Annotated in this window: 18 protein-coding genes, 2 tRNA genes and 1 pseudogene; 8 read left to right on the top strand and 13 right to left on the bottom strand. The window is 38.3% G+C overall.

Annotated features, from left to right (window positions below; genetic code table 11):
* Genes parE through WF803_RS00015 form a run of 3 tightly spaced genes read left to right on the top strand, consistent with a single transcriptional unit; the run spans nt 1 to nt 5372 of the window.
* A complete protein-coding gene (gene parE / locus WF803_RS00005) occupies nt 1–1941 on the top strand; it encodes a DNA topoisomerase IV subunit B (RefSeq protein WP_489611102.1) in 1941 nt (646 codons plus the stop codon).
* A gap of 18 nt (nt 1942–1959) precedes the next feature.
* Nucleotides 1960–4413: a DNA topoisomerase IV subunit A gene (gene parC / locus WF803_RS00010; protein WP_489611103.1), complete on the top strand. Its 2454-nt coding sequence runs from the start codon at nt 1960–1962 to the stop codon at nt 4411–4413.
* Nucleotides 4414–4433: 20 nt separating this feature from the next.
* Nucleotides 4434–5372: a manganese-dependent inorganic pyrophosphatase gene (locus WF803_RS00015; protein ID WP_489611104.1), complete on the top strand. Its 939-nt coding sequence runs from the start codon at nt 4434–4436 to the stop codon at nt 5370–5372.
* Nucleotides 5373–5447: 75 nt separating this feature from the next.
* On the opposite strand, the gene WF803_RS00020 is transcribed toward WF803_RS00015, so the two are convergent.
* Nucleotides 5448–6335 (bottom strand): fructose bisphosphate aldolase, encoded by an 888-nt coding sequence (locus WF803_RS00020; RefSeq protein WP_489611105.1) that lies wholly within the window; start codon nt 6333–6335, stop codon nt 5448–5450.
* 180 nt (nt 6336–6515) lie between these two features.
* On the opposite strand from WF803_RS00020, the gene WF803_RS00025 reads away from it, so the two are divergent.
* Nucleotides 6516–6588, top strand: a tRNA-Ala gene (locus tag WF803_RS00025).
* 502 nt (nt 6589–7090) lie between these two features.
* Here WF803_RS00025 and WF803_RS00030 read toward each other — a convergent pair.
* From WF803_RS00030 to WF803_RS00055, 6 genes are all read right to left on the bottom strand, one after another.
* The gene (locus tag WF803_RS00030; RefSeq protein ID WP_489611106.1) at nt 7091–8527 is read right to left on the bottom strand and encodes a pyridoxal phosphate-dependent decarboxylase family protein; all 1437 of its coding nucleotides are present in this window, start codon (nt 8525–8527) and stop codon (nt 7091–7093) included.
* Nucleotides 8528–8568: 41 nt separating this feature from the next.
* The gene (locus WF803_RS00035; RefSeq protein WP_489611107.1) at nt 8569–9258 is read right to left on the bottom strand and encodes a hypothetical protein; all 690 of its coding nucleotides are present in this window, start codon (nt 9256–9258) and stop codon (nt 8569–8571) included.
* Between the two features lie 58 nt (nt 9259–9316).
* The gene (locus WF803_RS00040) at nt 9317–9994 is read right to left on the bottom strand and encodes a potassium transporter TrkG (RefSeq protein ID WP_489611108.1); all 678 of its coding nucleotides are present in this window, start codon (nt 9992–9994) and stop codon (nt 9317–9319) included.
* Nucleotides 9991–10767 (bottom strand): potassium transporter TrkG, encoded by a 777-nt coding sequence (locus WF803_RS00045; RefSeq protein ID WP_489611109.1) that lies wholly within the window; start codon nt 10765–10767, stop codon nt 9991–9993. The genes WF803_RS00040 and WF803_RS00045 overlap by 4 nt, the downstream gene beginning before the upstream one ends.
* A 7-nt stretch (nt 10768–10774) precedes the next feature.
* The gene (gene trkA / locus WF803_RS00050) at nt 10775–12139 is read right to left on the bottom strand and encodes a Trk system potassium transporter TrkA (protein ID WP_489611110.1); all 1365 of its coding nucleotides are present in this window, start codon (nt 12137–12139) and stop codon (nt 10775–10777) included.
* A 363-nt stretch (nt 12140–12502) separates the two neighbouring features.
* Nucleotides 12503–13888, bottom strand: coding sequence for an ISNCY family transposase (locus tag WF803_RS00055; protein ID WP_489611892.1), 1386 nt, complete (start codon nt 13886–13888; stop codon nt 12503–12505).
* Between the two features lie 161 nt (nt 13889–14049).
* Here WF803_RS00055 and WF803_RS00060 point away from each other — a divergent pair.
* Together WF803_RS00060 and WF803_RS00065 are read left to right on the top strand one after the other, a co-directional pair.
* A tRNA-Arg gene (locus WF803_RS00060) sits at nt 14050–14121 on the top strand.
* Between the two features lie 494 nt (nt 14122–14615).
* Nucleotides 14616–14783: a hypothetical protein gene (locus WF803_RS00065; protein WP_489611111.1), complete on the top strand. Its 168-nt coding sequence runs from the start codon at nt 14616–14618 to the stop codon at nt 14781–14783.
* 444 nt (nt 14784–15227) lie between these two features.
* Here the strand turns inward: WF803_RS00065 and WF803_RS00070 are convergent, their stop codons facing one another.
* The gene (locus WF803_RS00070) at nt 15228–15449 is read right to left on the bottom strand and encodes a hypothetical protein (protein WP_489611112.1); all 222 of its coding nucleotides are present in this window, start codon (nt 15447–15449) and stop codon (nt 15228–15230) included.
* Between the two features lie 317 nt (nt 15450–15766).
* On the opposite strand from WF803_RS00070, the pseudogene WF803_RS00075 reads away from it, so the two are divergent.
* Both WF803_RS00075 and WF803_RS00080 read left to right on the top strand, forming a co-directional pair.
* A pseudogene (locus WF803_RS00075) lies at nt 15767–15946 on the top strand (tyrosine-type recombinase/integrase); the annotation flags it as partial.
* A gap of 251 nt (nt 15947–16197) precedes the next feature.
* Complete coding sequence (locus tag WF803_RS00080; protein ID WP_489611113.1) at nt 16198–16611, top strand: bis(5'-nucleosyl)-tetraphosphatase; 414 nt, start codon at nt 16198–16200, stop codon at nt 16609–16611.
* 54 nt (nt 16612–16665) lie between these two features.
* On the opposite strand, the gene upp is transcribed toward WF803_RS00080, so the two are convergent.
* The 5 genes from upp to prfA form a co-directional block, all read right to left on the bottom strand.
* Nucleotides 16666–17301 carry a uracil phosphoribosyltransferase gene (upp, locus tag WF803_RS00085; protein ID WP_489611114.1) on the bottom strand — a complete coding sequence of 212 codons (636 nt, stop codon included), beginning with the start codon at nt 17299–17301 and terminating at the stop codon, nt 16666–16668.
* A 64-nt stretch (nt 17302–17365) separates the two neighbouring features.
* Entirely contained in the window at nt 17366–18586 is a 1221-nt protein-coding gene (gene glyA / locus WF803_RS00090; RefSeq protein ID WP_489611115.1) for a serine hydroxymethyltransferase, read from the bottom strand.
* Between the two features lie 91 nt (nt 18587–18677).
* Nucleotides 18678–19694: an L-threonylcarbamoyladenylate synthase gene (locus tag WF803_RS00095; protein WP_489611116.1), complete on the bottom strand. Its 1017-nt coding sequence runs from the start codon at nt 19692–19694 to the stop codon at nt 18678–18680.
* 12 nt (nt 19695–19706) lie between these two features.
* On the bottom strand, nt 19707–20573 hold the full coding sequence (prmC, locus tag WF803_RS00100; protein WP_489611117.1) for a peptide chain release factor N(5)-glutamine methyltransferase: 867 nt from the start codon (nt 20571–20573) through the stop codon (nt 19707–19709).
* Entirely contained in the window at nt 20566–21657 is a 1092-nt protein-coding gene (prfA, locus tag WF803_RS00105) for a peptide chain release factor 1 (RefSeq protein ID WP_489611118.1), read from the bottom strand. Before prfA ends, prmC begins: the two co-directional genes overlap by 8 nt.
* Nucleotides 21658–21770 lie beyond the last annotated feature (113 nt).

Raw genomic sequence — 21770 nt, forward strand, 5'->3', positions numbered from 1 at the left:
ATGAGTAAAAAGACTTCTTATAGTGATGAGTCAATTCAAATCCTCGAAGGTCTAGATGCCGTTCGAAAGCGACCTGGAATGTATATTGGTTCGACCGATAGCCGTGGCTTGCACCATATGGTTTATGAAATTGTTGACAATTCAGTAGACGAGGCTCTAGCAGGCTATTGTGATGAAATTGAAGTCATTCTGCATAAAAATGGTTGGCTTACCGTTCGTGATAATGGACGCGGAATGCCAATTGGGATGCATCAATCTGGGCGTCATACTGTGGAAGTTATCCTAACGATTCTTCATGCAGGTGGGAAATTTGATAACCAAAACTATCAGTCTGCGGGAGGCTTACATGGGGTAGGTTCAAGTGTTGTTAATGCTTTAAGCGAGAGCCTAACAGTTAAGGTACAACGTGATAAAAAGGAATACCAGCAAAATTTCAAGCATGGAGGGCAGCCTGAAAAACCGCTTATTAAGGATATTAAATCTAAGCAGACAGGGACGGAAATATCTTTTCTTCCCGATGTTAAGATTTTTAAAAATGCTAAGTTTAATGCGGACACCATTCGTGAGCACTTACGAGAATCTGCTTTTTTATTAAAAAATCTGACGATTACATTTTCTGATGAAAATACCGAAGTAACAGATGTTTTCCACTATAGTCATGGTATTCAGGATTTTGTATCCTATATTAATGAAAATAAAGAGGCTTTACACCAGCCTGTTCTTTTTGATAAAAGAAATGAAGCAGTCAATATGGAGATGGCCTGTGCGTTTCAGTATCATACGGGTTACTCTGAAACCATTATTTCCTTCGTTAATAACGTGAAAACAATTGATGGCGGAACTCATGTTTCGGGTTTAAAGACCGGAATGACCAAAGCTTTTAACGATTATGCTCGAAAAAATGGCTTACTAAAAGAGAAGCAAAAGAATTTAGACGGTTCCGATATTCGTGAAGGCTTTACTGCTATTTTATCCATCTATGTTCCTGAAAATTTACTGCAATTTGATGGTCAAACTAAAAGCAAATTAGGTACGCCAGAAGCACGAATTTATGTTGAAAAATTCGTTTATGATTTCTTTTCTATCTACCTTCTCGAAAATGGACAGCTGGCCAAAAATCTGGTGGAAAAAGCCAGTAAGGCGCAAGAGGCTAGAAAAGCTGCTCGAAAGGCTCGGGAAGCCACTCGAAAGGGCAAAAAAGGACGGCGACGAGAACGACTGCTGTCAGGTAAGCTAACTCCCGCTCAGAATAAAAACGCCAAGAAAAACGAATTATTTATAGTCGAAGGAGATTCTGCCGGTGGCTCAGCCAAGCAAGGTAGAGAAAGAAAATACCAAGCTATCCTTCCCTTACGAGGGAAAGTTTTAAATACGGAGCGTGCTTCTCTAGACGATATCCTAAAAAATGAAGAATTAAGTACGATTATCTATACCCTGGGGACTGGGATCGGGGCGGATTGTGCTGTTGAGGAGTGCAATTACGACAAAATCATTATTATGACGGACGCGGATACCGATGGGGCGCATATTCAAGTTTTACTGCTAACTTTCTTTTACCGTTATTTGCGTCCTCTCGTCGAAGCCGGCAAAGTATATATTGCCATGCCACCACTTTACAAGGTAGAAGTAAAGAAAACTAATACGGTTCGGTATTTATGGACAGATGAAGATTTGGATGCTTTCGTCAAAAATTTAAAACATAAATATACAATTCAAAGATATAAAGGTTTGGGAGAGATGAATGCGGATCAATTATGGGAAACGACCATGGATCCTACTCAGAGAACGCTAATTCGTGTCACGCTGGATAATTTATCACAAGCTGAAAAAGAAGTCTCTATCCTTATGGGAAATAAAGTAGCTCCAAGGCGCCATTGGATCGAGGATAATGTGAAATTCTCCTTGGAAATAGATGAAAGTTTATTGGAAAATAATGGTTAAAATTGAAAGAGGGATAGGATGACAAAAGATATTCAAGAACTCTCTTTAGAAGATATCATGGGGGATCGTTTTAGTCGGTACTCGAAATATATCATTCAAGATCGGGCTCTGCCTGATATTCGTGATGGCCTAAAACCAGTACAACGACGGATTCTTTATGCCATGTATCGCGATGGAAATACATATGATCGAGCCTTTCGTAAATCAGCAAAAACAGTAGGAAATGTTATTGGTAACTACCACCCGCATGGGGACTCTTCAGTTTACAAAGCAATGGTAAGAATGAGCCAGTGGTGGAAAAATCGCCATAATTTAATTGAAATGCATGGTAATAATGGCTCAATGGACGGCGACCCAGCGGCAGCCATGCGGTATACGGAATCGCGTCTAACCAAAATTGCTAATGAGCTACTTACTGATTTGGAAAAGGACACCGTCGAGACTATTTTAAATTTCGACGATACTGAATATGAGCCTTTAGTTCTGCCGGCTGCTTTTCCAAATCTATTAGTTAATGGAGCGACCGGAATCTCTGCGGGTTATGCTACTAATATTCCCACCCATAATTTAGCAGAGGTGATTGACGCTCTTCTCTATGTTTTAGATCATCCAGAAGCTAAATTAGAAGCGGTCATGAACTATTTACCTGGTCCTGATTTTCCAACTGGTGCAATCATCCAAGGCAAAAAAGGACTTAAAGAAGCTTATCAAACCGGTAAAGGGAAAATAGTCTTACGAGCAAAATGTGATATTACGAAGAAAAAGAGCGGTAAGCAAACTATCGTAATCAAAGAGCTGCCTTATGATGTCAACAAAGCGGATCTTGTTCAAAAAATTGATGACATCCGTTTAAATAAAACTCTAGAGGATATCACTGAAGTTCGTGATGAAAGTGACCGGCAGGGGATTCAAATTTCAATTTATCTCAAAAAGGGAGCCGATGCACAATTTGTTTTAAATTACCTCTACAAAAAGACACCTCTGCAAGTTAATTTTAACTTTAACATGGTCGCTATTAGTCAAAAGAAACCTAAGCAAGTCGGCTTGCTGGATATCCTAAAAGCTTACCTAGATCATCGTTTTGAAGTGGTTACCCGTCGTACAGAGTTTGATCTGCTTCAGGCAAAAAAAAGGAACCATATCGTCGCGGGTTTAATTAAAGCTGTATCGATTCTTGATGATATTATTCAGGTAATCCGCCAAAGTAAAAATAAAAGTAATGCCCGTGAAAATATTATGGCAAAATTTCAATTTTCATACGAGCAAGCTGAAGCTATTATTTCCTTACAATTATACCGATTATCTAATACTGATATTTTATCGCTTGAAGAGGAGCAGAAAACGCTTGAGAAAAAAATCAAGCATTTTGAAGGCATTCTTCAAAATAAAAATCTCTTAAACAATGAGATTAAAACAGAACTCAAGGCCATTAAAAAGACGTATGGCACTCCGCGCTATTCTGAAATTGAATCTTCCATTGATAAAATTGTCATCAATAAGGAAGATCTGATTTCTGATGAAGATGTTATGACGATTATTACTCGTGAAGGCTATGTGAAAAGAACGAGTGAGCGCTCCTTTCAGGCTTCACAAGCTTCTGATCTCGGCATGCGAGAAGGGGATCGCGTAGTTTACTTGGCAAAGCATTCCTTGCTAGACCATTTGCTATTCTTTACATCTAAAGGGCACTATATTTACCAACCCATTCATGAACTGCAAGATATTAAATGGAATAGTCTAGGAGAACATTTGTCACAGCGGATTCCTTTCGAACCTGATGAAGAGATTATTAATGTTCTCCCTTATGATGAGGCTTCTGAAGCGGAAGTTCTTCTAGCAACAAAAGGTGGCTTTATTAAAAGAACCTTGCTTGAAAAATTTACAGAGTTTAGAGGGTATAAAAAGCGGACTGGTTTAGCGATGAATCTAGAAGAGGAGGATCTCCTTCTAACTGCTGAATTACTCACCCATCAAGAGGAAGTTATGGTCCTCAGTCATTTAGGTTTTGCTTTGCGGTATCCCCTAGAGGAAATCAGCCTAGTGGGGCCGCGAGCAAAAGGTGTTAAGGCCATAGACTTAAAAGCTAATGATTATGTCGTTAATGCGATCATACCTTATCACCAAGATCTTGGCCAGCAAGAGATTTTATTGGGGACTCAACGGAAGTATATGAAACGATTAAAATGGACAGAAGTTAATTTATTAGGGCGTGCACGGAGAGGCCTAGTTGCGCTTAGAGAAGTTAAATCAAACCCACATTATCTTATTGCAGCCTTTAGCCTTTATGACACCGATGATCAATTTGAATTGCTTTCATCTCATCATACAAAGGCTATTGTAAGAGCTGGAGATATTCCAATCTTTGATCGGTATTCGAATGGCCATCACCTTAAAGCTGCAAAAATCGACCCACCGATTAAAAAAATCCTGAAAATTTTACCTTTGGAAGAAATTGCTTTAAAATATAAGTAAAAGCATAAAGGAGTCTTAAAATGGAAAAAATGCTAGTTTTCGGTCACCAAAATCCGGACACTGATGCCATCACATCAGCAATCACTTATAGTCATCTCTTGAATGAGTTAGGCTATGATACGGAGCCTGTTGCCTTAGGGGAGGCCAGTGAAGAAACCCAATATGCCTTAAAAGCATTCAATCAGCAGCCCTTACGTGTGATTGAAAAAGCGAAACCAGAAACAAATACCGTAGTTTTAGTCGACCATAATGAATTTCAACAATCAGTTGCAGATATCGAAGAGCTAACTATCTTCTCTGTGGTCGACCATCACCGAATTTCTAATTTTAAAACTTCAGGTCCCCTATATTATCTAGCTAAACCCATTGGTTGTACTCAATCTGTTATTTACGGCCTGTACCAAGAACATCATGTTACGATTACTCCAGATTTAGCCGGTCTCATGCTGTCTGGCTTGCTATCTGATACTTTATTACTGAAGTCCCCAACCTGTACTGACGAGGATAAGAAAATTGCTAAAGAGTTGGCTAAACTTGCAGATGTCGACCTTGAAGAGTACGGCTTAAATCTTTTGCGTTCAGGAACAGATATTAGCCCCCTAACTGCAGAAGAAATTGTAGATGGTGATGCTAAAACCTTCCCGCTGCGTTCCGATGCCACTTTGCGAATCGGACAAGTTAATGTGGTTGATGTTAATGATGCTTTAGATCGTAAAGAAGAGCTCTTGAAGAAGATGGAAGAACTAAATAAAAAAGATGGTTATGATGCTTTCATCCTAGCGATTACGAATATTTTAAGCAGTGATTCAACAGGCTTAATCTTAGCAAAAAATGAAAGTTTGTATCAAGATATCGAAACAGCTTTTGATGGTAAAATTGCGGATCATGAATTAGATTTACCAGGGGTGGTCTCGCGTAAAAAACAAATCGTACCACCGTTAACTGAGGCAATTAAATAAATTTAGGAAATTTACTCAAATAGAAAAGGGCTAGTATCTCAACGTGATACCAGCCCTTTATATATTTATAGGCGATTATTTAGCCATTGAAGCATCAAAAATTGTAGAAATGGCATGGGATAGAGCTTCTGTAAATTCATCTTCTGATTGGTTAATACTTAAATTACCAGTTAAAGCTCTTGAGAAGCTCGCTACAACGCCTTCATTTTGAGCAAGCAATTCATTAGCTTGTTCAAGGCTGTAACCCCCTGAAAGGGCAACGACACGAATAACGCGTGGGTGATCAACTAAATCTTTATAGAGATTAGCCTTGGTAGGGAGAGTCAGTTTAAGCATGATATTTTCATCTTCGCTTAATTCTTCTACATGAGCCAGTAGTTGCTTATGCAATTCATCTTCAATTTTTTCCTTATCTACGGCATTAATATTAACTTCAGGCTCAACAATAGGAATCAAGCCTGCTGCACAAACCTTTTTAGCCAGTTCAAATTGTTGATCGACGTTTTCTTTAATCCCTTGTTCATCAAAAGAATTAATATTTGAACGTTCTTTTGTACCAAAGATTCCATAATCTTTAGCTTCTTTTAGGGTTTCTTCTAAGCCAGGAATAGGCTTCATCAGTTGAACCCCATTTTTTTCGGCTTCTAGGCCTTTATCAATTTTTAGGAAGGGGAGGATACCTTTATCAAGCAGGTACTTAGCTGTTGGTGTCCCATCCACTTCTTTTCTCATGGTTTGCTCAAAAAGGATAGCCCCCATGATCTTCTCAGAGGTGAAAGCGGGATTCGTCATGATACGAGTTCGCATATCATGGATAAGAGAGAACATCTCATCTTCATTTTTGTATTGATCATCGCTAACTCCATAAGCTCGTAAGGCTTTAGGAGTTGAACCTCCAGATTGATCAAGTGCAGCAATAAAACCAGCACCATTTTTTGCCTGATTCAGTTGATCATTATTCATAATGACAAGCTCCTTTTAGTATATTTGGAAATACTTCCATCATCATTATACCAAACTTGCTTTAGAAGCCAAATAATGATTGAACATCGATTATTTACAAATCATACAAGGAAAAAATAAAATACTTTCGAAATAGGCTTGTAATTTATATTTACTTTGCTATAATAGTAATTGTGTTACGGGGGTGTAGCTCAGTTGGGAGAGCGCTACACTGGCAGTGTAGAGGTCGTCGGTTCGATCCCGATCATCTCCATAGGTAAAAACTTCATCGCAACACAGAAGCCCATCTCAGAATTTATTCTTCTGAGATGGGACTTTTTTATTTTGCTAAGATAAAAAGTAAATTATGTAAAGCTCCCTTGAAGGTGAAGGCAGCATAGCATCAAGAAATTTAACTTGTCATTTTGCGTCCTTATAAAGAGTTCGTGTCTCTGATTCATCAATTATTGACTAATTATAAATACCTTAGCTCATATTACTTATAACTGTTTAGAGAAGCCGTTCTGAGAAGAAAAGATCACATAGAATATAAAAACTATGTAACGTCTTAGATGGCAACCTCGAATAAACTTTAATAAATAAAATTCGCTTATCTTGGGTAGAAAGAATAGTGGGGGAGGCGGATATGAGGGTTGGTGAATAGTATAATTTTTGATTGTTATAGTTTAGTTTACATAATATGCATTATACAAAGCAGTTTTAAAATAATATCCTGTGATGCTCACTTGAACACCACAGGATAAGTTCGACAAGTTCTATGCTTTCATTTCAGAATAAATTTCATTAGCATAATCATTTAAGATTTTAATTGTATTACGAATATCGGCTTCTGATGTTTCTGGATTGATTGAGCAAATCCGGAGAACTTTTTTGCCTTTCAGAATTGTAGTAAATACACCGGCAAAACCATTCTTAATCATTTTTTGTGAGACCTTTTGATTTAGTTGATCACATTCTGAAGCTGATAAATCTTCAGGTGCAAAGCGGAAATTTAAGATCGCTAAGCTGGGTTTTGAAACAATTTCCCAATGTTTTTTCTTCAGTAATTCATCATAAGCCCATGCCGATAATTGGAAACCGTGTTCCACTGCTTCAACGAAGAATTTTTCGCCTAGCACTTGTAACGTTAACCAAAGTTTGATGCCACGTGCTGGGCGCGTCATTTCCATGCCTAAATCCCACTGATTAATTTGGCCTAACGGTGCTTCAATATCATCTAAATACTCTGGATGCGTATGGAAGCTTTTAATTAAATCATTCGTATTTTGCACGAGACACATAGCGCAGCCATAGGTTTGGAATAGCCATTTATGAGCATCCCAGCTAAGGCTGTCACAGCGATTAATGCCTGCTAATAAATGCTTATGTTTTTCTGATAAAATAGCTGAAGCCCCGTAAGCTCCATCAATGTGAAACCACAGTTCGTATTTTTCACACAAGTCTGCAATCTCATTTAAAGGATCAATACTTCCTGTATTTGTGGTCCCGGTTGAACCAATGATACAAAATGGTTTTAAATCATTTTTAAGATCGTTTTCAATATTTTCTTTTAAAAGAGCGATATCCATTTTAAATTCGTCATCAGTAGCAATGGAACGAACGTTTTCCGGATTAATGCCAATTAAGCGAAGGGCTTTAGCAACTGAACTGTGAGTTTGATCTGAGACATAAGCGACTCCACGATTAAAATCTTTGGGATTTAAGTACTTGTCCCGAGCCGCAATAAGCCCCGTCATATTGGCCATAGATCCCCCACTCACAAATAAACCACCGCAATGTGGACCTTCAAAGCCTACTTTATCACAAAGCCAAGATAAAATTTGCTCCTCAACTTCATAAGCCATTGGCGACGTTGCCTGACTACCCATATGTAGATTATAGGCCGTCGTCATAATGTCTCCTAACCATGACAAGGTTGATGCATTACTTGGCACGAAGCCAAAAAAACGTGGGTGAGACAAGTGGGTGTTATTCTTAAAGACACTTTGCATCATTTTTTTAACAACGATATCGATCGGTTTCGCTTCCTGGCCAATTTTAAAAATCTCTTCGACTTCATTCAACTGCTCAGGATCAATTTGGTAAGCAATTTGATGAGCTTTTAATTCGCGCTTTTCAGTGACAAAATGCTCTACAAATTCTTTAATCGATTCTTCTACTTCATAATTAGATATCAGGCGTTGTTTTGCCATAGTTTGTCTCCCTTTCCTAAATTCATTATTAGAGTCCCTGATTAAAAAGGATTTAAGTTTTTAATCATATAAAGGGCTCTAGTTAATATATTACCATCGATTTGGATTTCTGTCCCAGGAATATTGAAACTGGGAATATATATTGTGTTTGGCAATAGCCAAATAATGATAATGATGATAAATAGAAATAATAATAAATTTAAGCACCCTTTTGGGAGCAAACCTTGTCGATTTTGTTTGGGTTTAAATGTTTTATAATTTCCCGGCGGCATGCTTTCTGTGCGTGGTTGTCTATTTATTTTTCTTTTTTGAGTTTGCTTACCACCAGCATTAAAACCATCACGAAGGTAACGTAAATGCTGACCTAATCGATAAGCAGGATGGGTTTTTCTATTTTTAGATTGATAGTCTGCTTTCTGGGTGGCTTGAGTATCATAAATATCCATGAGCTCTTGCTCAAAGGTATCTTTCTTTAACTCTAAGGTCATGGTGTGACCACTCATTTCGTCGCCAGCTTCGTTCATAATATCATCAATAACATCTAAACCAATTGACAACTCTTGCTTCCGACGATTATTAGCCCGTGTTTCTTCACTTTGAACTAATTGATTAAGTTCATTAGAGAAATCATCGAACTTATCCAGTAACTCATCACCTGTTAGATCTTTAAGTTTTGCATAGTATTCCTTGTAAATTATGGTATCAATACCGTCTTTTTTATGATCAGTCATTAGTAATACTTCACCTCTAATCTGATGTGTGTATAGTCATTTTTGAGGAAATTAATGATTATTGGGTTCTTTCCCATAAAACAGGTGAGAAAAGCAGAAGCATTGGATATAATTCTAGACGGCCAAACAACATGGCAACAGATAAAACAACTTTAGTGAATTGTGGCAAGGCGAAGAAATTTCCTGCTGGACCTATTTCTTGAAAGCCAGGACCAATATTATTGAAACATGTTGCTACTGCTGAAATTGTGGTTTCAAACGAAGAAAATGCAGGGGAAACTAACAAGGTAAACAGTACAAATAAAAAAGCATAGAGAACAAAATAAGTTTTGATGCTATGCACTTCTCGTGCTTCTAAACGTTTTTTATTCATAGAAAAAGCAATGGCTTGGCGTGGATTGACCATTCTTTTTAAACTGTTTAATGCATCCTTGCCTAAAATAAGAATTCGCTCCATTTTTAAGCCCCCTGCTGTTGAGCCTGTGGAGGCCCCAGTGAACATTAACAGCAAAAGAATGATTTTACTGGCATTAGGCCACTGGTCAAAGTCAACTACTGAAAAGCCGGTTGTTGAAATAACCGAGGAAACCGAAAAGCTAATATCTGTTAGAGAAGGATTCGTTCCACCTTGAACCAAAGAGGTGTTTAACCATATCATAGCAATGGCTCCTAGCACGACACCAGCATACAAAATAAATTCCTCATTTAAAAAGGTTCGCAGTTTCTTTTTTGTCAATAAGAGAAAATAGAGATTAAAGTTACCCCAAACGCAAACATTCCGATGGTAATTATCCAATGAATAAGTTTTGAATTATAGTAGCCTACACTGGCCGCCTTAATTCCAAAGCCACCGGTTCCTGCTGTCCCCATACCATGTAAGATCGCATCAAAGATAGGCATACCAGCCCCAATCAGAGCGAGCGTTAGTATAATAAATAACGCAAAATAAATGGCATACAATATGCGAGCTGTATAAGATAATTTAGGCACTAGTTTTCCGAATTTTGGACCCGGAACCTCAGCACTTGCAATTCGGGAGGCTTGTCGGTTACTGCGCGGAATAACGGCTAATGCAAAAACCAGGATTCCCATGCCTCCAATGAAGTGCGTAAAGGAACGCCAGAAAAGAAGGGAATTAGAAATTTCTTCTACATTGGTTATAATACTTGAGCCTGTTGTTGTCAAGCCGCTGACCGTTTCAAAAAAAGCATCAATATAGGTAGGGATTTCACCAGCAATAACGAAAGGCAAAGCGCCAATTAAACTTAAGCCTACCCAACTAAAAGCAACAATGGCCATCCCTTCTTTTAAGGAAATATTGACATCGTCAACCTTCAATCGTGAGGCTAAATAACTAAATATTAACAGAATCACCATTGGAAGCGCGAAAGATAATCTGAGTAGGCCAGGTTCATGGTAAAAGTAACTAACCAGAATTGGTAAAAACATTAAACAAAAAATAACAGTAGCTAAGCGTCCTAAGATATAGATAACATTTCGGATATTCATTTCTGTCTTATTTAATAATTTCCTCCAATTCACTAATACTTTGCTGATAGGATACAATAACCGTACGATCACCAACTAATAATCGATCATTGCCACTCGGGATAAGTAACTCATGATCGCGGTAAATTGCAGCAATGAGGATATTATTCTTTAGATTAAGTTGGCGAAGTTCTTGATTAATTAAATGACGATGATTTTCTTCAACAACAAATTCAGTTAATTCCACATTATAATTGGCAAGACGGTAAAACTTTTCAATGCTAGAACCCGCCGAGGTTTGAAGTGATCTTATAATTTGTAAAACTTTGTCAGCAAACAAACGATGTGGGGTGATAATAGCCTGGTTGCCTACCAGTCCTGTTTCATCGGCCAAAGCAATGCGCTCTACCCGAGTTAAAACTTTTTTAACCCCACGTCTTCTAGCCAATATTCCAATGACAATATTTTCCTCATCAATGCCTGTTAGGGGAACAAAAGCATCAAATTGATCGAGATGAGCTTCATTCAAAACGTCAGGGTGTGAGCCATCTGCCACAATTACTGTTGCTTTTGGATTTAAGGCTGACAGCGCTAAGGCTTTTCTATTTTGCTGCTCAATAACTTTTACCGCGACATTATGGCAAATTAATTTAGGAACTAAATAGAAGGCAATGTTTGCTGCACCAATTATCAGTACTGATTTTATTTTAGTATCATCATGTCCTGTTAATCGATTGAAAGATTTTAAAGCCTGCTTTTCTCCAATAAGATGAATGATATCGCCAGCTTGAATAATAAATGAACCGCTGGGAATGAAAATTTCATGCTCTCTTTCAACAAAGCAAATTAAAATATCATCGATAGCATCGAACTCATGATGAATATTTTCAAGCGCTAAACCAACAGTAGAACTTTCTTCTTGGACAGGAATCCCTACCAGTTGAATCTTTTCATCGAAGAAAGATTCAACCGAGGTGGCGTGAGGATAGCGCATATTAACTAAAAGCTCATTAGCAGCTTCGATTTCCGGACTAATAATATAATCAATTCCAAATTTCCCATCGGCAAAGCCAATGTAATCTTCATACTGCGGATCGCTTACACGAGCTACTGTATATTTTGCTCCTAATTCTTTAGCAATCATCGTTGACAAAAGGTTAATTTCATCATGATCAGTCACAGCGATAAAGATGTCGCACTCTTCAATTTGTGCTTCTCGAAGAGTTTCAATCGTCGCCCCATTGCCAACAACTCCATTAATGTCATAATTACCGAGAAGAATAGATAGTTTTTCTTCATTAATCTCGATCAGAGTGACATCATATAATTTCATTGACAAATCTTCACATAATTCTTGGCCAACCGATCCAGCGCCAACAATAGATATCTTCATTTACTAACACCCTAAATAATTATAATTTATTGCTATGCAAATTAATAACTTCAGTATAACACACTCAACTTGTATTAATGAGCTTTCTAAGAACTTATTTACGAGGCGTAGCTATGAAAAGTACGATGAATCGTGCATAAAGAAAATTAACCCTGTCAATCGCAAATGACTTTGTCCGAAAAATACGCAATTTTGCTTACACTTTTTTGGGTGAAAAAGCTAGCGCGCTTCGCTTGCTTTACACTCAGAAATGGAACGAACTCCACGAAAAGATCAATTCAATTTTTTTACCCAATTAAACCTGAGGTAGATTTTTTTCACACTCAAGCGGGTCGTTCATTCCATTTCTGAGCGTTTTATACATTATTCTCTCAGAACGGTTTGTTTTTTACGAAAGAGATAATAATTTTGAATGCGCCAAGGATGAGTGAGGGGTGGAATATAAGGTTTTCGCTGTTTCCTTTCAGGAACTTGATCCAGCTCCTTGGAGTAGCGTTCATGTGGTGGGATAGCCTCTAATCGATATAATTGATTCGCATGATTAGCGAATAATTCTTGTTGGTAAGTTTCAATAATTTGAACTCGAGTGCGATGGGGAAGATAGGCCTGTTGGCCGTTTTGATCAAGTAAGCGATACGTTTTATTTTTGTATTTAATGGCGTGACCGTGATCGATGACTCGCTCATTAAAAATAGCTAGAATATAATCGAGATTTTGACTAGAATCTAGATCTACGCACGCGTTTATGCTATCCTTAATGGACAATGCGAACTGATGATTATACGTTGGAAGGTATGCCATTAGGAAAGCATTGGCTTGTTCAACGCACGTAATATTTTCCAGGCGCATTTCGTTAATTAATCGATCTTGGAAGGTATTAAACAGACGTTCAATACGGCCTTTGGCTTGAGGAATACTGGTCGTATCCAGCGCAATGCCCAGCGTTTGACAAGCATAACCATATTGAGTCAGGACTCCACCGTCAAGATTGGGGTCTTGGCTTTTTTTATAAGCGAAGATCGTTCGATTATCGGTTAAAATGCGGACGGGAATGCCATATTGTTGAATAAATTGTTCCGTGACTTGATAGTAGCCTCGTAAGGTTTCTTGTCGATCGAAATAAGCCCCCACAACTTGACCTGTGGCGTCATCAATAGCCGCATGAAGGTGATATTTCTGATCACCAAACCAGCGGTGTTCGGAAGCATCCATTTGGAAAAGCTCGCCAAAATATTTTTTTCGTTCACGGGTGGGATGAGCACGTTCGGCTGGAATAAGAGGAATAGAATTGCAGGTATCTTCTGCACGGGAAGACGTTGATAAGGGCGTCTTTTTTTGTTTTTCGCGTTCTTTTTGAATTTGACGCTTCACTTTTCGGCTGGTTCTGGGCGTCATGATGAGATGGTCGCGAAATAGTGTCCGTAAGGTCGTGTAAGAGACCCCAATCCCTTCAAAGGCGAGTAACTTTTCACGAAAATGCGTCAGATTAAACCCCTCATATTTAGTTTGATAGAGTTCGATGATACGTTCTTTCACTGATGCGGCAATGGTTGTCGTCGGTTGTCGACCTGCATTGCCATGGCGGAAACCTCGGCGACCTTGGGTCTGATAACGACACACCAGCCGCTGAACTTGTCTCGCGCTGAGGTTTAATTTGGCACAAGCTCGAGCTTTTGAAATACGGTCATTCACTAGATCTTTAATCACGTCGTAGCGATACTGTTCATTCACGGTTAAATACTCCTTCATATCTTGATCCTCCATAAACTAATAATTATTATTTTACCAGTTTATGGACATTTTCATTTGTTAATTAAGTAGACAATATCATTTGTGAATGACATGAATCGTGCATAAAGAAAATTAACCCTTGTCAAAATCCGATAATGGTGTATAATAAGTAGTGGATTGCGCTCGTAGTGTAATGGATATCACATAAGATTCCGGTTCTTATAATGGGGGTTCGATTCCCTCCGAGCGCGTTTTCTAATGCTTTAAAAACCGCTAGAAACATCGTTAAATCAATGCTTCTAGCGGTTTTTTTTGACCTTTGTTCAAATTTTGTCCAAATCATTTAGAAATCTGCCTCTATTAACTTGACAATATCAAAGAGTTTCTGATCAGTATCGGCTTCTTCAGCGGGGTGTTGACCATCGTTCACACCCTAGTGAAAGGGTACTCACCAAGAGCACGAGCCGAAACCAAACGAATTTTAGCTGAAACTGAACTCCTTGAGTTAGAGAAAAAGCTAAAAGAAAAAGAAGCCTCCGACAGAAAAAATAAGAGACTTCTTAGGCAGGGGGGAGCACACTCCCCTCTACCCTTACAATACCATAAGTTAGGAGGAAATAGAAATGAATAAAGTTAATATCATTTTACTGGTTTTGTTTATTATTGCTTGTATCTTTGCGCTGAGTTTAACTTTTGACTTAATGTGGAGGGATCATCGAAATGAGAAAAAACATCATTGAAATCATTGAAAAAAATATTAGAAGATCATACCGGTTATGCCATCACGAAGAAAATTGGCATTCGTCCGCAGCAAATTAACCGACTGCAAGCCAGAGAACGCCCCATCGAAAACATTACCTTAGATCTGGCTCTAAAAATATTAGAGGCTTATACCACAATCACAATTACTTAGGATAACGATGAATTGACAACCTTATACTTAAACTTATAAAGCCTTTAGTGTTTGTGATTTCGCTTGTAGTAGATAAAGACAGACTTCCAAAGTCCATCTTTTTCTTCAGAATAATCTATTGATTCAACATATACACTTTGATCATATTCGCTATTTCTTGAGTTTCTAAATTTTCCTCGAACCATCTGTTTCTTCCCAACCAATTACCTCTATTATGGCTTTAATTTTATAAATACGTTTATGTTTAATCTGAATATATCGTTTTAGCAAATAATTCTAAAATCAACAGATGATTTTGTTTCTTCCAAACCTCCCGCCCGCCAAGATAGACAGCTGTCTTCTCTTGTCCTTTGTCCCATACTTATTTTGATGTTTCTAATACCCACTAACATATGGCCCCCTTTCTAGGCATAATAAAAGCACCTAACCTGTTACAGTTGGTGCTCAGGATAAATCTGTTATTTTATCAACTATTTTTTCTATACTATAACCGTAATTATTTATTTCTTGGAATTGATCTACTCCTGATAGAACAGCGCAATCTTGTAACTCTTCAATCATTGTAAGCCAATCATCATCATGCATAGATTTTGAAATGTCAATTCTTGGGAGTTCGTTTTTTACTATTTCTAATTCTTCAATAGTTAAAATATCTATTAATTGCATGCTATCCCCTATACTTTCTTCAAATTTGACTAGCAGTCTATAAGTTGTAATTCCATTACCTGTAGTTAGATTAATTACCACGGTGACATCATTTCCAACATATTTTCTAAATAAACTACCAAATTCATTTTTTATCTTCCTTAATAATTAATGGATTTTTATAGCGTCATTTATTTAATCACCTGTTACTGCCTATCTAACATTTTATCTGAACCATGAGCAGAGAGTTCTTTGTAAGAGTAATCCTTTGAGATGACTTTTTGCAACCCAGCAAATCCAGCGTGGGACCCTGCTGAACCTTAACCTCTAACAATGCCGTTAACAAATGCTTGAAAAAACTATGTATTAAGGCTAAAATAAAGCCAATCACCTTTCACCATTTGCGGCATACCCATGCCTCAATCTTGCTGTACAAAGGTGTAGCTATTAATTATATTTCTAAGCGGTTGGGACATGCGACAACCAGCATTACGCTGGATATTTATAGTCACATTTAAGATGAATTGGAAACGCGGGGAATGCCGTTGTGATGGCGACTATGGAAGATTTATTATCGTCCTAATTTTATCCAAATACCTGTTACAGGCTATAGAGACAAATAACGCCAAATCAGCATTCCTACATCCTCGTACACGCTCTATAGTGTGCGTAACGAACTTTGTGCGCGTAAATAATGTGCCAATCGCCCATTGTATTATGGGCTTTTTTACATGCTTCAATGACTTCTGGAAGGAGTTTAATCGTTATGATGGAAAGATCTTGTGGTGCCCTAGTTTATTATCGTGAGCAAAATAAGGAATATTACCTATTGGTCCAAAATCGAAATGGCGGCCATTGGTCTTTTGCTAAAGGTCATATTGAAAAAAAGGAAACAGAGGAAGAAACAGCTAAAAGAGAAATTTTCGAAGAAACAGGTTTAGAAATTCAAAATTTTAACCCTTCTTTTCGTCAAGTTACTAGCTATAACCTCCCCAACGGTAAGCAAAAATATGTGACCTATTTTCTTACCGAAATTGATAAAGAAAAAGCAAATCACGTCAAACTTCAGATAGAAGAAATACTAGATCATTTATTTTTACCTTATAATGAAGCTTGTCAACAACTCACTTACGATAATGATCGACAAGTTTTAAAGTTAGCCCACCAAGCTTTAACCTATTAAAAAACAGCCCTCAACACTAATTTAGTTAGCGTTGAGGGCTGTTTTAAACATTTATTATAGAGTTCCAAAGAGACGGTCACCAGCATCACCTAGTCCGGGAACGATATATTTATTTTCGTTTAATCTTTCGTCCAAGGCAGCGGTGTAAATGTCAACATTATCGTAACGCTCTTGTAGGGCTTTTACCCCTTCAGGTGCAGCGACTAAGCAAACAAAATCAACGTTCTCTGGAGAGACACCATGTTTCACAAGAGAATCAATAGCCATAATGGCAGAGCCACCCGTTGCTAGCATAGGATCGACGACAATGACTTGTCGTTCCTCAATGTCATTAGGCATTTTGAAGAAGTATTCTTCGGGCTCCCAAGTTTCTTCGTTTCTAAACATCCCAATATGGCCAACTTTGGCTGCAGGAATTAAAGTAAGCATCCCATCCACCATGCCTAAACCAGCTCTTAAAATTGGTGCAATAGCTAGTTTCTTACCTGCAATCATTTCTTGCTTGGCCTTGCCGAGCGGCGTTTCAATTTCTACAGTTTCTAAAGGTAAATTACGTGTAACCTCATAACCTAGAAAAACCGTAATTTCGTTAACGAGATCTCTAAAACCCTTAGCACCAAGATTTTTGTCACGTAATAAAGCAACCTTATGTTTTAATAAAGGATGATCAATAACATGTAATTTTGACATAGTGAACGCCTCCGTAAAATGAATTAAGATTAAATTCTTTCTTTCACTTTACCATGAAACCATCTTAATGCAAAGGATGTTTCTCTGTAAGTTCTTTGACCGTTTGACGAACCTCATCGTAGGTAGCTTCGTCACCAAAGTTTAAGATAACTTTAGAGATGCACTCTGCAACTTTCTTAGCATCTTCTTCTTTGAATCCACGGCTGGTAATAGCTGGTGTCCCGAGACGTAAGCCAGAAGTTTTTACTGGGCTAAGCGTTTCAAATGGAATCGTGTTTTTATTGGCCGTGATCCCAACTTCGTCAAGAGCTTTTTCAATTTCTTGACCTGTATGACCTTGTTCGTAAACTTTTAAGAGAATAAGATGGTTATCCGTGCCACCGCTAACCATACCGATTTTATTCTCTTCAAAGGTTTCAGCCATAGCTTTCGCATTAAGAATAATTTGATGTTGGTAGGCTTTAAAGTCATCGCTCAAAGCTTCACCAAAGGAAACGCCTTTAGCTGCAATGACATGCTCTAATGGTCCTCCTTGAAGACCTGGGAAAACAGCACTGTTGATTTTTTTGAAGAGATCTTCATTATTACTTAAGATCATACCACCACGAGGGCCTCTTAAAGTTTTATGGGTAGTAGTTGTAACAATGTCTGCATAAGGAACTGGGTTCATATGCTCGCCAGCAGCAACCAGACCTGCAATATGAGCCATATCGACCATCAGATAAGCTTCTGCTTTATCAGCAATTTCTCTCAAACGTTTAAAGTCAATTTTACGTGGATAAGCAGAAGCCCCGGCTACAATTAATTTTGGTTTTTCTTCGATAGCTGTTTTCTCCAACTCATCATAGTCAATTTGCTCTGTTTCTTTGTCCACGCCATAAGCAATAAAATCGTAAAGCTTGCCCGAGAAGTTAACTGGGGAGCCGTGTGTTAAGTGGCCGCCATCTGTTAAATTCATGCCTAAAACCTTGTCCCCTGGTTTTAAAACGGTGTAGTAGGCAGCCATATTAGCTTGAGCACCAGAGTGGGGTTGAACGTTTGCAAACTTTGCGTCAAAAAGTTCTTTCGCACGATCGATGGTTAATTGTTCAATTTCATCTACAAATTCGCAACCACCGTAATAGCGACGACCAGGATAACCTTCAGCATATTTATTCGTTAGGATACTACCTTGGGCTTCACAAACTTCTTTTGAAACCCAGTTTTCACTAGCGATTAATTCAATACCGTGTTCTTGACGTTCGCGTTCTTTTGCGATAAGATCAAAAATTTTATCTTTTGCCATTAATACAACCTCCAAATTATATTAAACACAACTATTAAACTGCTTACACAATAGCATATAAAGTTCTTAATCTCAACTATTTCTTAAATAATTACTCGATTATTTGGACACTTGCTTTTTCAAGTCGATTACGATAAGCCAAATTATGTTCTTTATTCGGAAGCATTTCCACGACTATTAAATCAATCTCAGAATAAGAATCCGCTTCCCTTAGCGCTTTAAAAAGGTTATGGGTAGCCTCTTCATCGGTATCACCTAAATTAAACATATAGGCTTTAGGCTCCATCGTTAAATTTTCTAGGGTATTCTTTTTAGCCGCGCAAAACATTTTTTGTTCACTGTAACGATCAAGAACAGAGGCTATTTTTTGAGCGGCAACAGCAATAACCGGTTTTTCTGGACTATAATGTCGATATTTCATCCCTGGCGCCATAGGAATTTCTTTTTCTCCTAATACACGTTTTTTAAAATTGGCAAAGTTTGTCTCAGGGCAGGTATTCACTAAATCGGAATAGGTTATGGCACCAGGGCGTAGAATAGGATAGGGCTCTTCACATAAAGATAAAACCGTTGACTCTACTCCGATTTCCGTAGGCTTTGAGTCTATAATCCCTCCCAACCCACTAGGGAAATCGTGCAAGACATGGTCAACTGAAGTAGGACTAGGTTTCCCGGAGATATTGGCTGAAGGACCAACCAAGGGGAAGCCTACTTTTTCTATTAAAGCCAGGGTCAAAGGATGTGCAGGCATTCTAAAGCCCACAGTTGCTAGGCCTCCCGTAGCTGCTGGAGCTAGCACACCTTCTTTGATAGGAACCACGAGTGTTAGTGGGCCAGGCCAAAATTTTTCAGTCAGGCGGAGAAAAATTTCTTTTTGTTGAGCATTGAGCGTTGTTAGTGAAAAACATTGTTGTGCGACATAAACATGCACAATGAGTGGGTTATCTTGGGGACGACCTTTTAGAGCGAATACTTTTTCCACCGCCCTCTCCTGATTAGCAATGGCCCCTAAGCCAAAGACCGTCTCTGTCGGAAAAGCAACGAGCTCTCCTGCTTGTAGTAATTTAGCTGCCTCATCCAAATGATCTTTATCAAATATTTTTGCCATAAATAACCCTCCCTAAAATTTTAACTCAAGCACTCGATCGCACTTCAAATCATCCTGGTAAATTTTGGTCTGACAATTTATTCCTAATTGGTCAATATATTGTAGTAATAGTGGGGTTTGCCTAAAGCCAATCTCCAGAAAGACTCGCCCTTTTGATGAGATGTAAGAAGGTATAGCAGCTAATAGACGTTTAAGAAGACGATAGCCCTCATCTTTTGAAAAAATAGCGACATAAGGTTCATATTTAATAACACTACTGTCCATAATGCTTGTCTCGTGTTCTGAAACATAGGGTGGATTGCTGATAATAAGATCAAATTTATCCTGATCTACTGGCGCAAAGAGATCTCCTGTTAAGAAGCGAATATCCACTTGATATTTACTAGCATTTTCTTCGGCGACTTCAAGCGCTGCTTCAGAAATGTCGGTCGCTGTAATATTGAGTTCTGGGAACTTATCTTTTAGAATAATGGGTAGGATACCCGTCCCGGTTCCAATGTCAATGACTTTCAAAGCTTCTCGTTTTTTTGCAGAAAGTGAAGCCAAATAGTTCATTAACTCTTGCACTAAAATTTCAGTATCGGCACGTGGAATTAAAGTATCTTCAGTTACTTTAAAATAACGATCGTAGAAAAATGCATAACCCAAGGCATACTGAAAAGGATAATCGTTTAAGACGGTTTCCTGAATAATTGTCTGGTATTTTTTCCAAGTTTGTCGGTCCATTATTTTTCTCTGGGCTTTAAACCAATCGGTCGCGGACCAATGATGCATATCCAGTAAGACATGGTAGGCAATAGCTGTTTCTTGCTTGTGATCTTCTAACAAAGAAGAAGCCCAACGAAGGGCTTCAAGATATGTTGGCTTTTCTTTAAACATTTTGATCATTCAACGCTTCTATTTTCTTTGCTTGATCAGCTAAAATCAAAGCTTCAATAATTTCATCCAATTCTCCTGACATAATACGGTCCAATTTTTGAATAGTTAAACCAATACGATGATCAGTGACTCGATTTTGGGGATAATTGTAGGTTCGAATTCTCTCTGAGCGATCCCCAGTCCCCACCGCATCTTTTCGCTGACTATCATATTCAGCCCGTTGTTCGTTTTGCATATGTTCATAAACTCTTGACCGCAAAATCATCATCGCTTTTTCTCTATTTTGCTGCTGGGAACGTTGATCTTGCATCGCCACAACAATTCCGGTCGGTTCGTGGGTCATTCGGACAGCTGACTCTGTTTTATTAACATGCTGGCCTCCAGCTCCTGAAGACCGGTAAATATCAACACGAATGTCATTGTCATCAAGTTCGAAATCTAAATCTTCTAATTCGGGCATAACTCCAACAGTAGCTGTAGACGTGTGCACCCGCCCTTGCGATTCAGTTTTTGGAACGCGTTGTACACGATGGGCACCCGACTCATATTTCAATTTACTGTAAACTTTGGTTCCACTAATTTGCGCAATAATTTCTTTGTAGCCGCCGACATCATTGGGATGAGCATCGACGACCTCAATTTTCCAGCCTTGACTTTCAGCATAGCGAGAATACATTTCGAATAAATCGCCAGCAAAAATTTGGGCTTCATCGCCCCCTGCTGCTCCCCGAATTTCCAAAATAATATTTTTATCATCATTAGGATCGGTAGGGAGCATTAATAAGCGGATCTTATCCTCTAACTCTTCGGCCTCAATTTCTAACTCTTGTAATTCAGCTTTAGCAAGTTCAATCAGCTCGGCGTCTGACTCTTCTTTAAGCAGCTCCTTGGCCCCATCAATATCATGGCAAATTTTCTCATACTTTTCCATTGCTTCTACTTTAGGACGTAGATCGGCCTCTTCTTTTGATAGGGACCGAAATCGCTTGTTGTCATTAATAACATCAGGGTCGCTCATCTGTTCAGCAATTTCACGATAGCGATTGATAAATGTTGCAATTTGCTCTCTCAGCACTTTACCCACTCTTTCTTTAACAAATATTTAAAATAGTCATCATATCACTTGATGACCGTATAAGATATTCAAGATCTCTTCTTTATTATAGCGGTGCCTCACGTTAGCTTCAAACTATATTT

It is taken from the genome of Aerococcus sp. BD502 (genome assembly GCF_057919555.1).

Coding starts and splice junctions, on each gene's coding strand:
- prmC (WP_489611117.1), bottom strand. CDS start 20,573: ATGTTTAAAGAAAAGCCAACATATCTTGAAGCCCTTCGTTGGGCTTCT.
- parC (WP_489611103.1), top strand. CDS start 1,960: ATGACAAAAGATATTCAAGAACTCTCTTTAGAAGATATCATGGGGGAT.
- WF803_RS00020 (WP_489611105.1), bottom strand. CDS start 6,335: ATGAATAATGATCAACTGAATCAGGCAAAAAATGGTGCTGGTTTTATT.
- WF803_RS00055 (WP_489611892.1), bottom strand. CDS start 13,888: ATGAAGGAGTATTTAACCGTGAATGAACAGTATCGCTACGACGTGATT.
- WF803_RS00070 (WP_489611112.1), bottom strand. CDS start 15,449: ATGCAATTAATAGATATTTTAACTATTGAAGAATTAGAAATAGTAAAA.
- trkA (WP_489611110.1), bottom strand. CDS start 12,139: ATGAAGATATCTATTGTTGGCGCTGGATCGGTTGGCCAAGAATTATGT.
- WF803_RS00035 (WP_489611107.1), bottom strand. CDS start 9,258: ATGACTGATCATAAAAAAGACGGTATTGATACCATAATTTACAAGGAA.
- WF803_RS00015 (WP_489611104.1), top strand. CDS start 4,434: ATGGAAAAAATGCTAGTTTTCGGTCACCAAAATCCGGACACTGATGCC.
- WF803_RS00095 (WP_489611116.1), bottom strand. CDS start 19,694: ATGGCAAAAATATTTGATAAAGATCATTTGGATGAGGCAGCTAAATTA.
- glyA (WP_489611115.1), bottom strand. CDS start 18,586: ATGGCAAAAGATAAAATTTTTGATCTTATCGCAAAAGAACGCGAACGT.
- WF803_RS00080 (WP_489611113.1), top strand. CDS start 16,198: ATGGAAAGATCTTGTGGTGCCCTAGTTTATTATCGTGAGCAAAATAAG.
- parE (WP_489611102.1), top strand. CDS start 1: ATGAGTAAAAAGACTTCTTATAGTGATGAGTCAATTCAAATCCTCGAA.
- WF803_RS00030 (WP_489611106.1), bottom strand. CDS start 8,527: ATGGCAAAACAACGCCTGATATCTAATTATGAAGTAGAAGAATCGATT.
- upp (WP_489611114.1), bottom strand. CDS start 17,301: ATGTCAAAATTACATGTTATTGATCATCCTTTATTAAAACATAAGGTT.
- WF803_RS00045 (WP_489611109.1), bottom strand. CDS start 10,767: ATGAATATCCGAAATGTTATCTATATCTTAGGACGCTTAGCTACTGTT.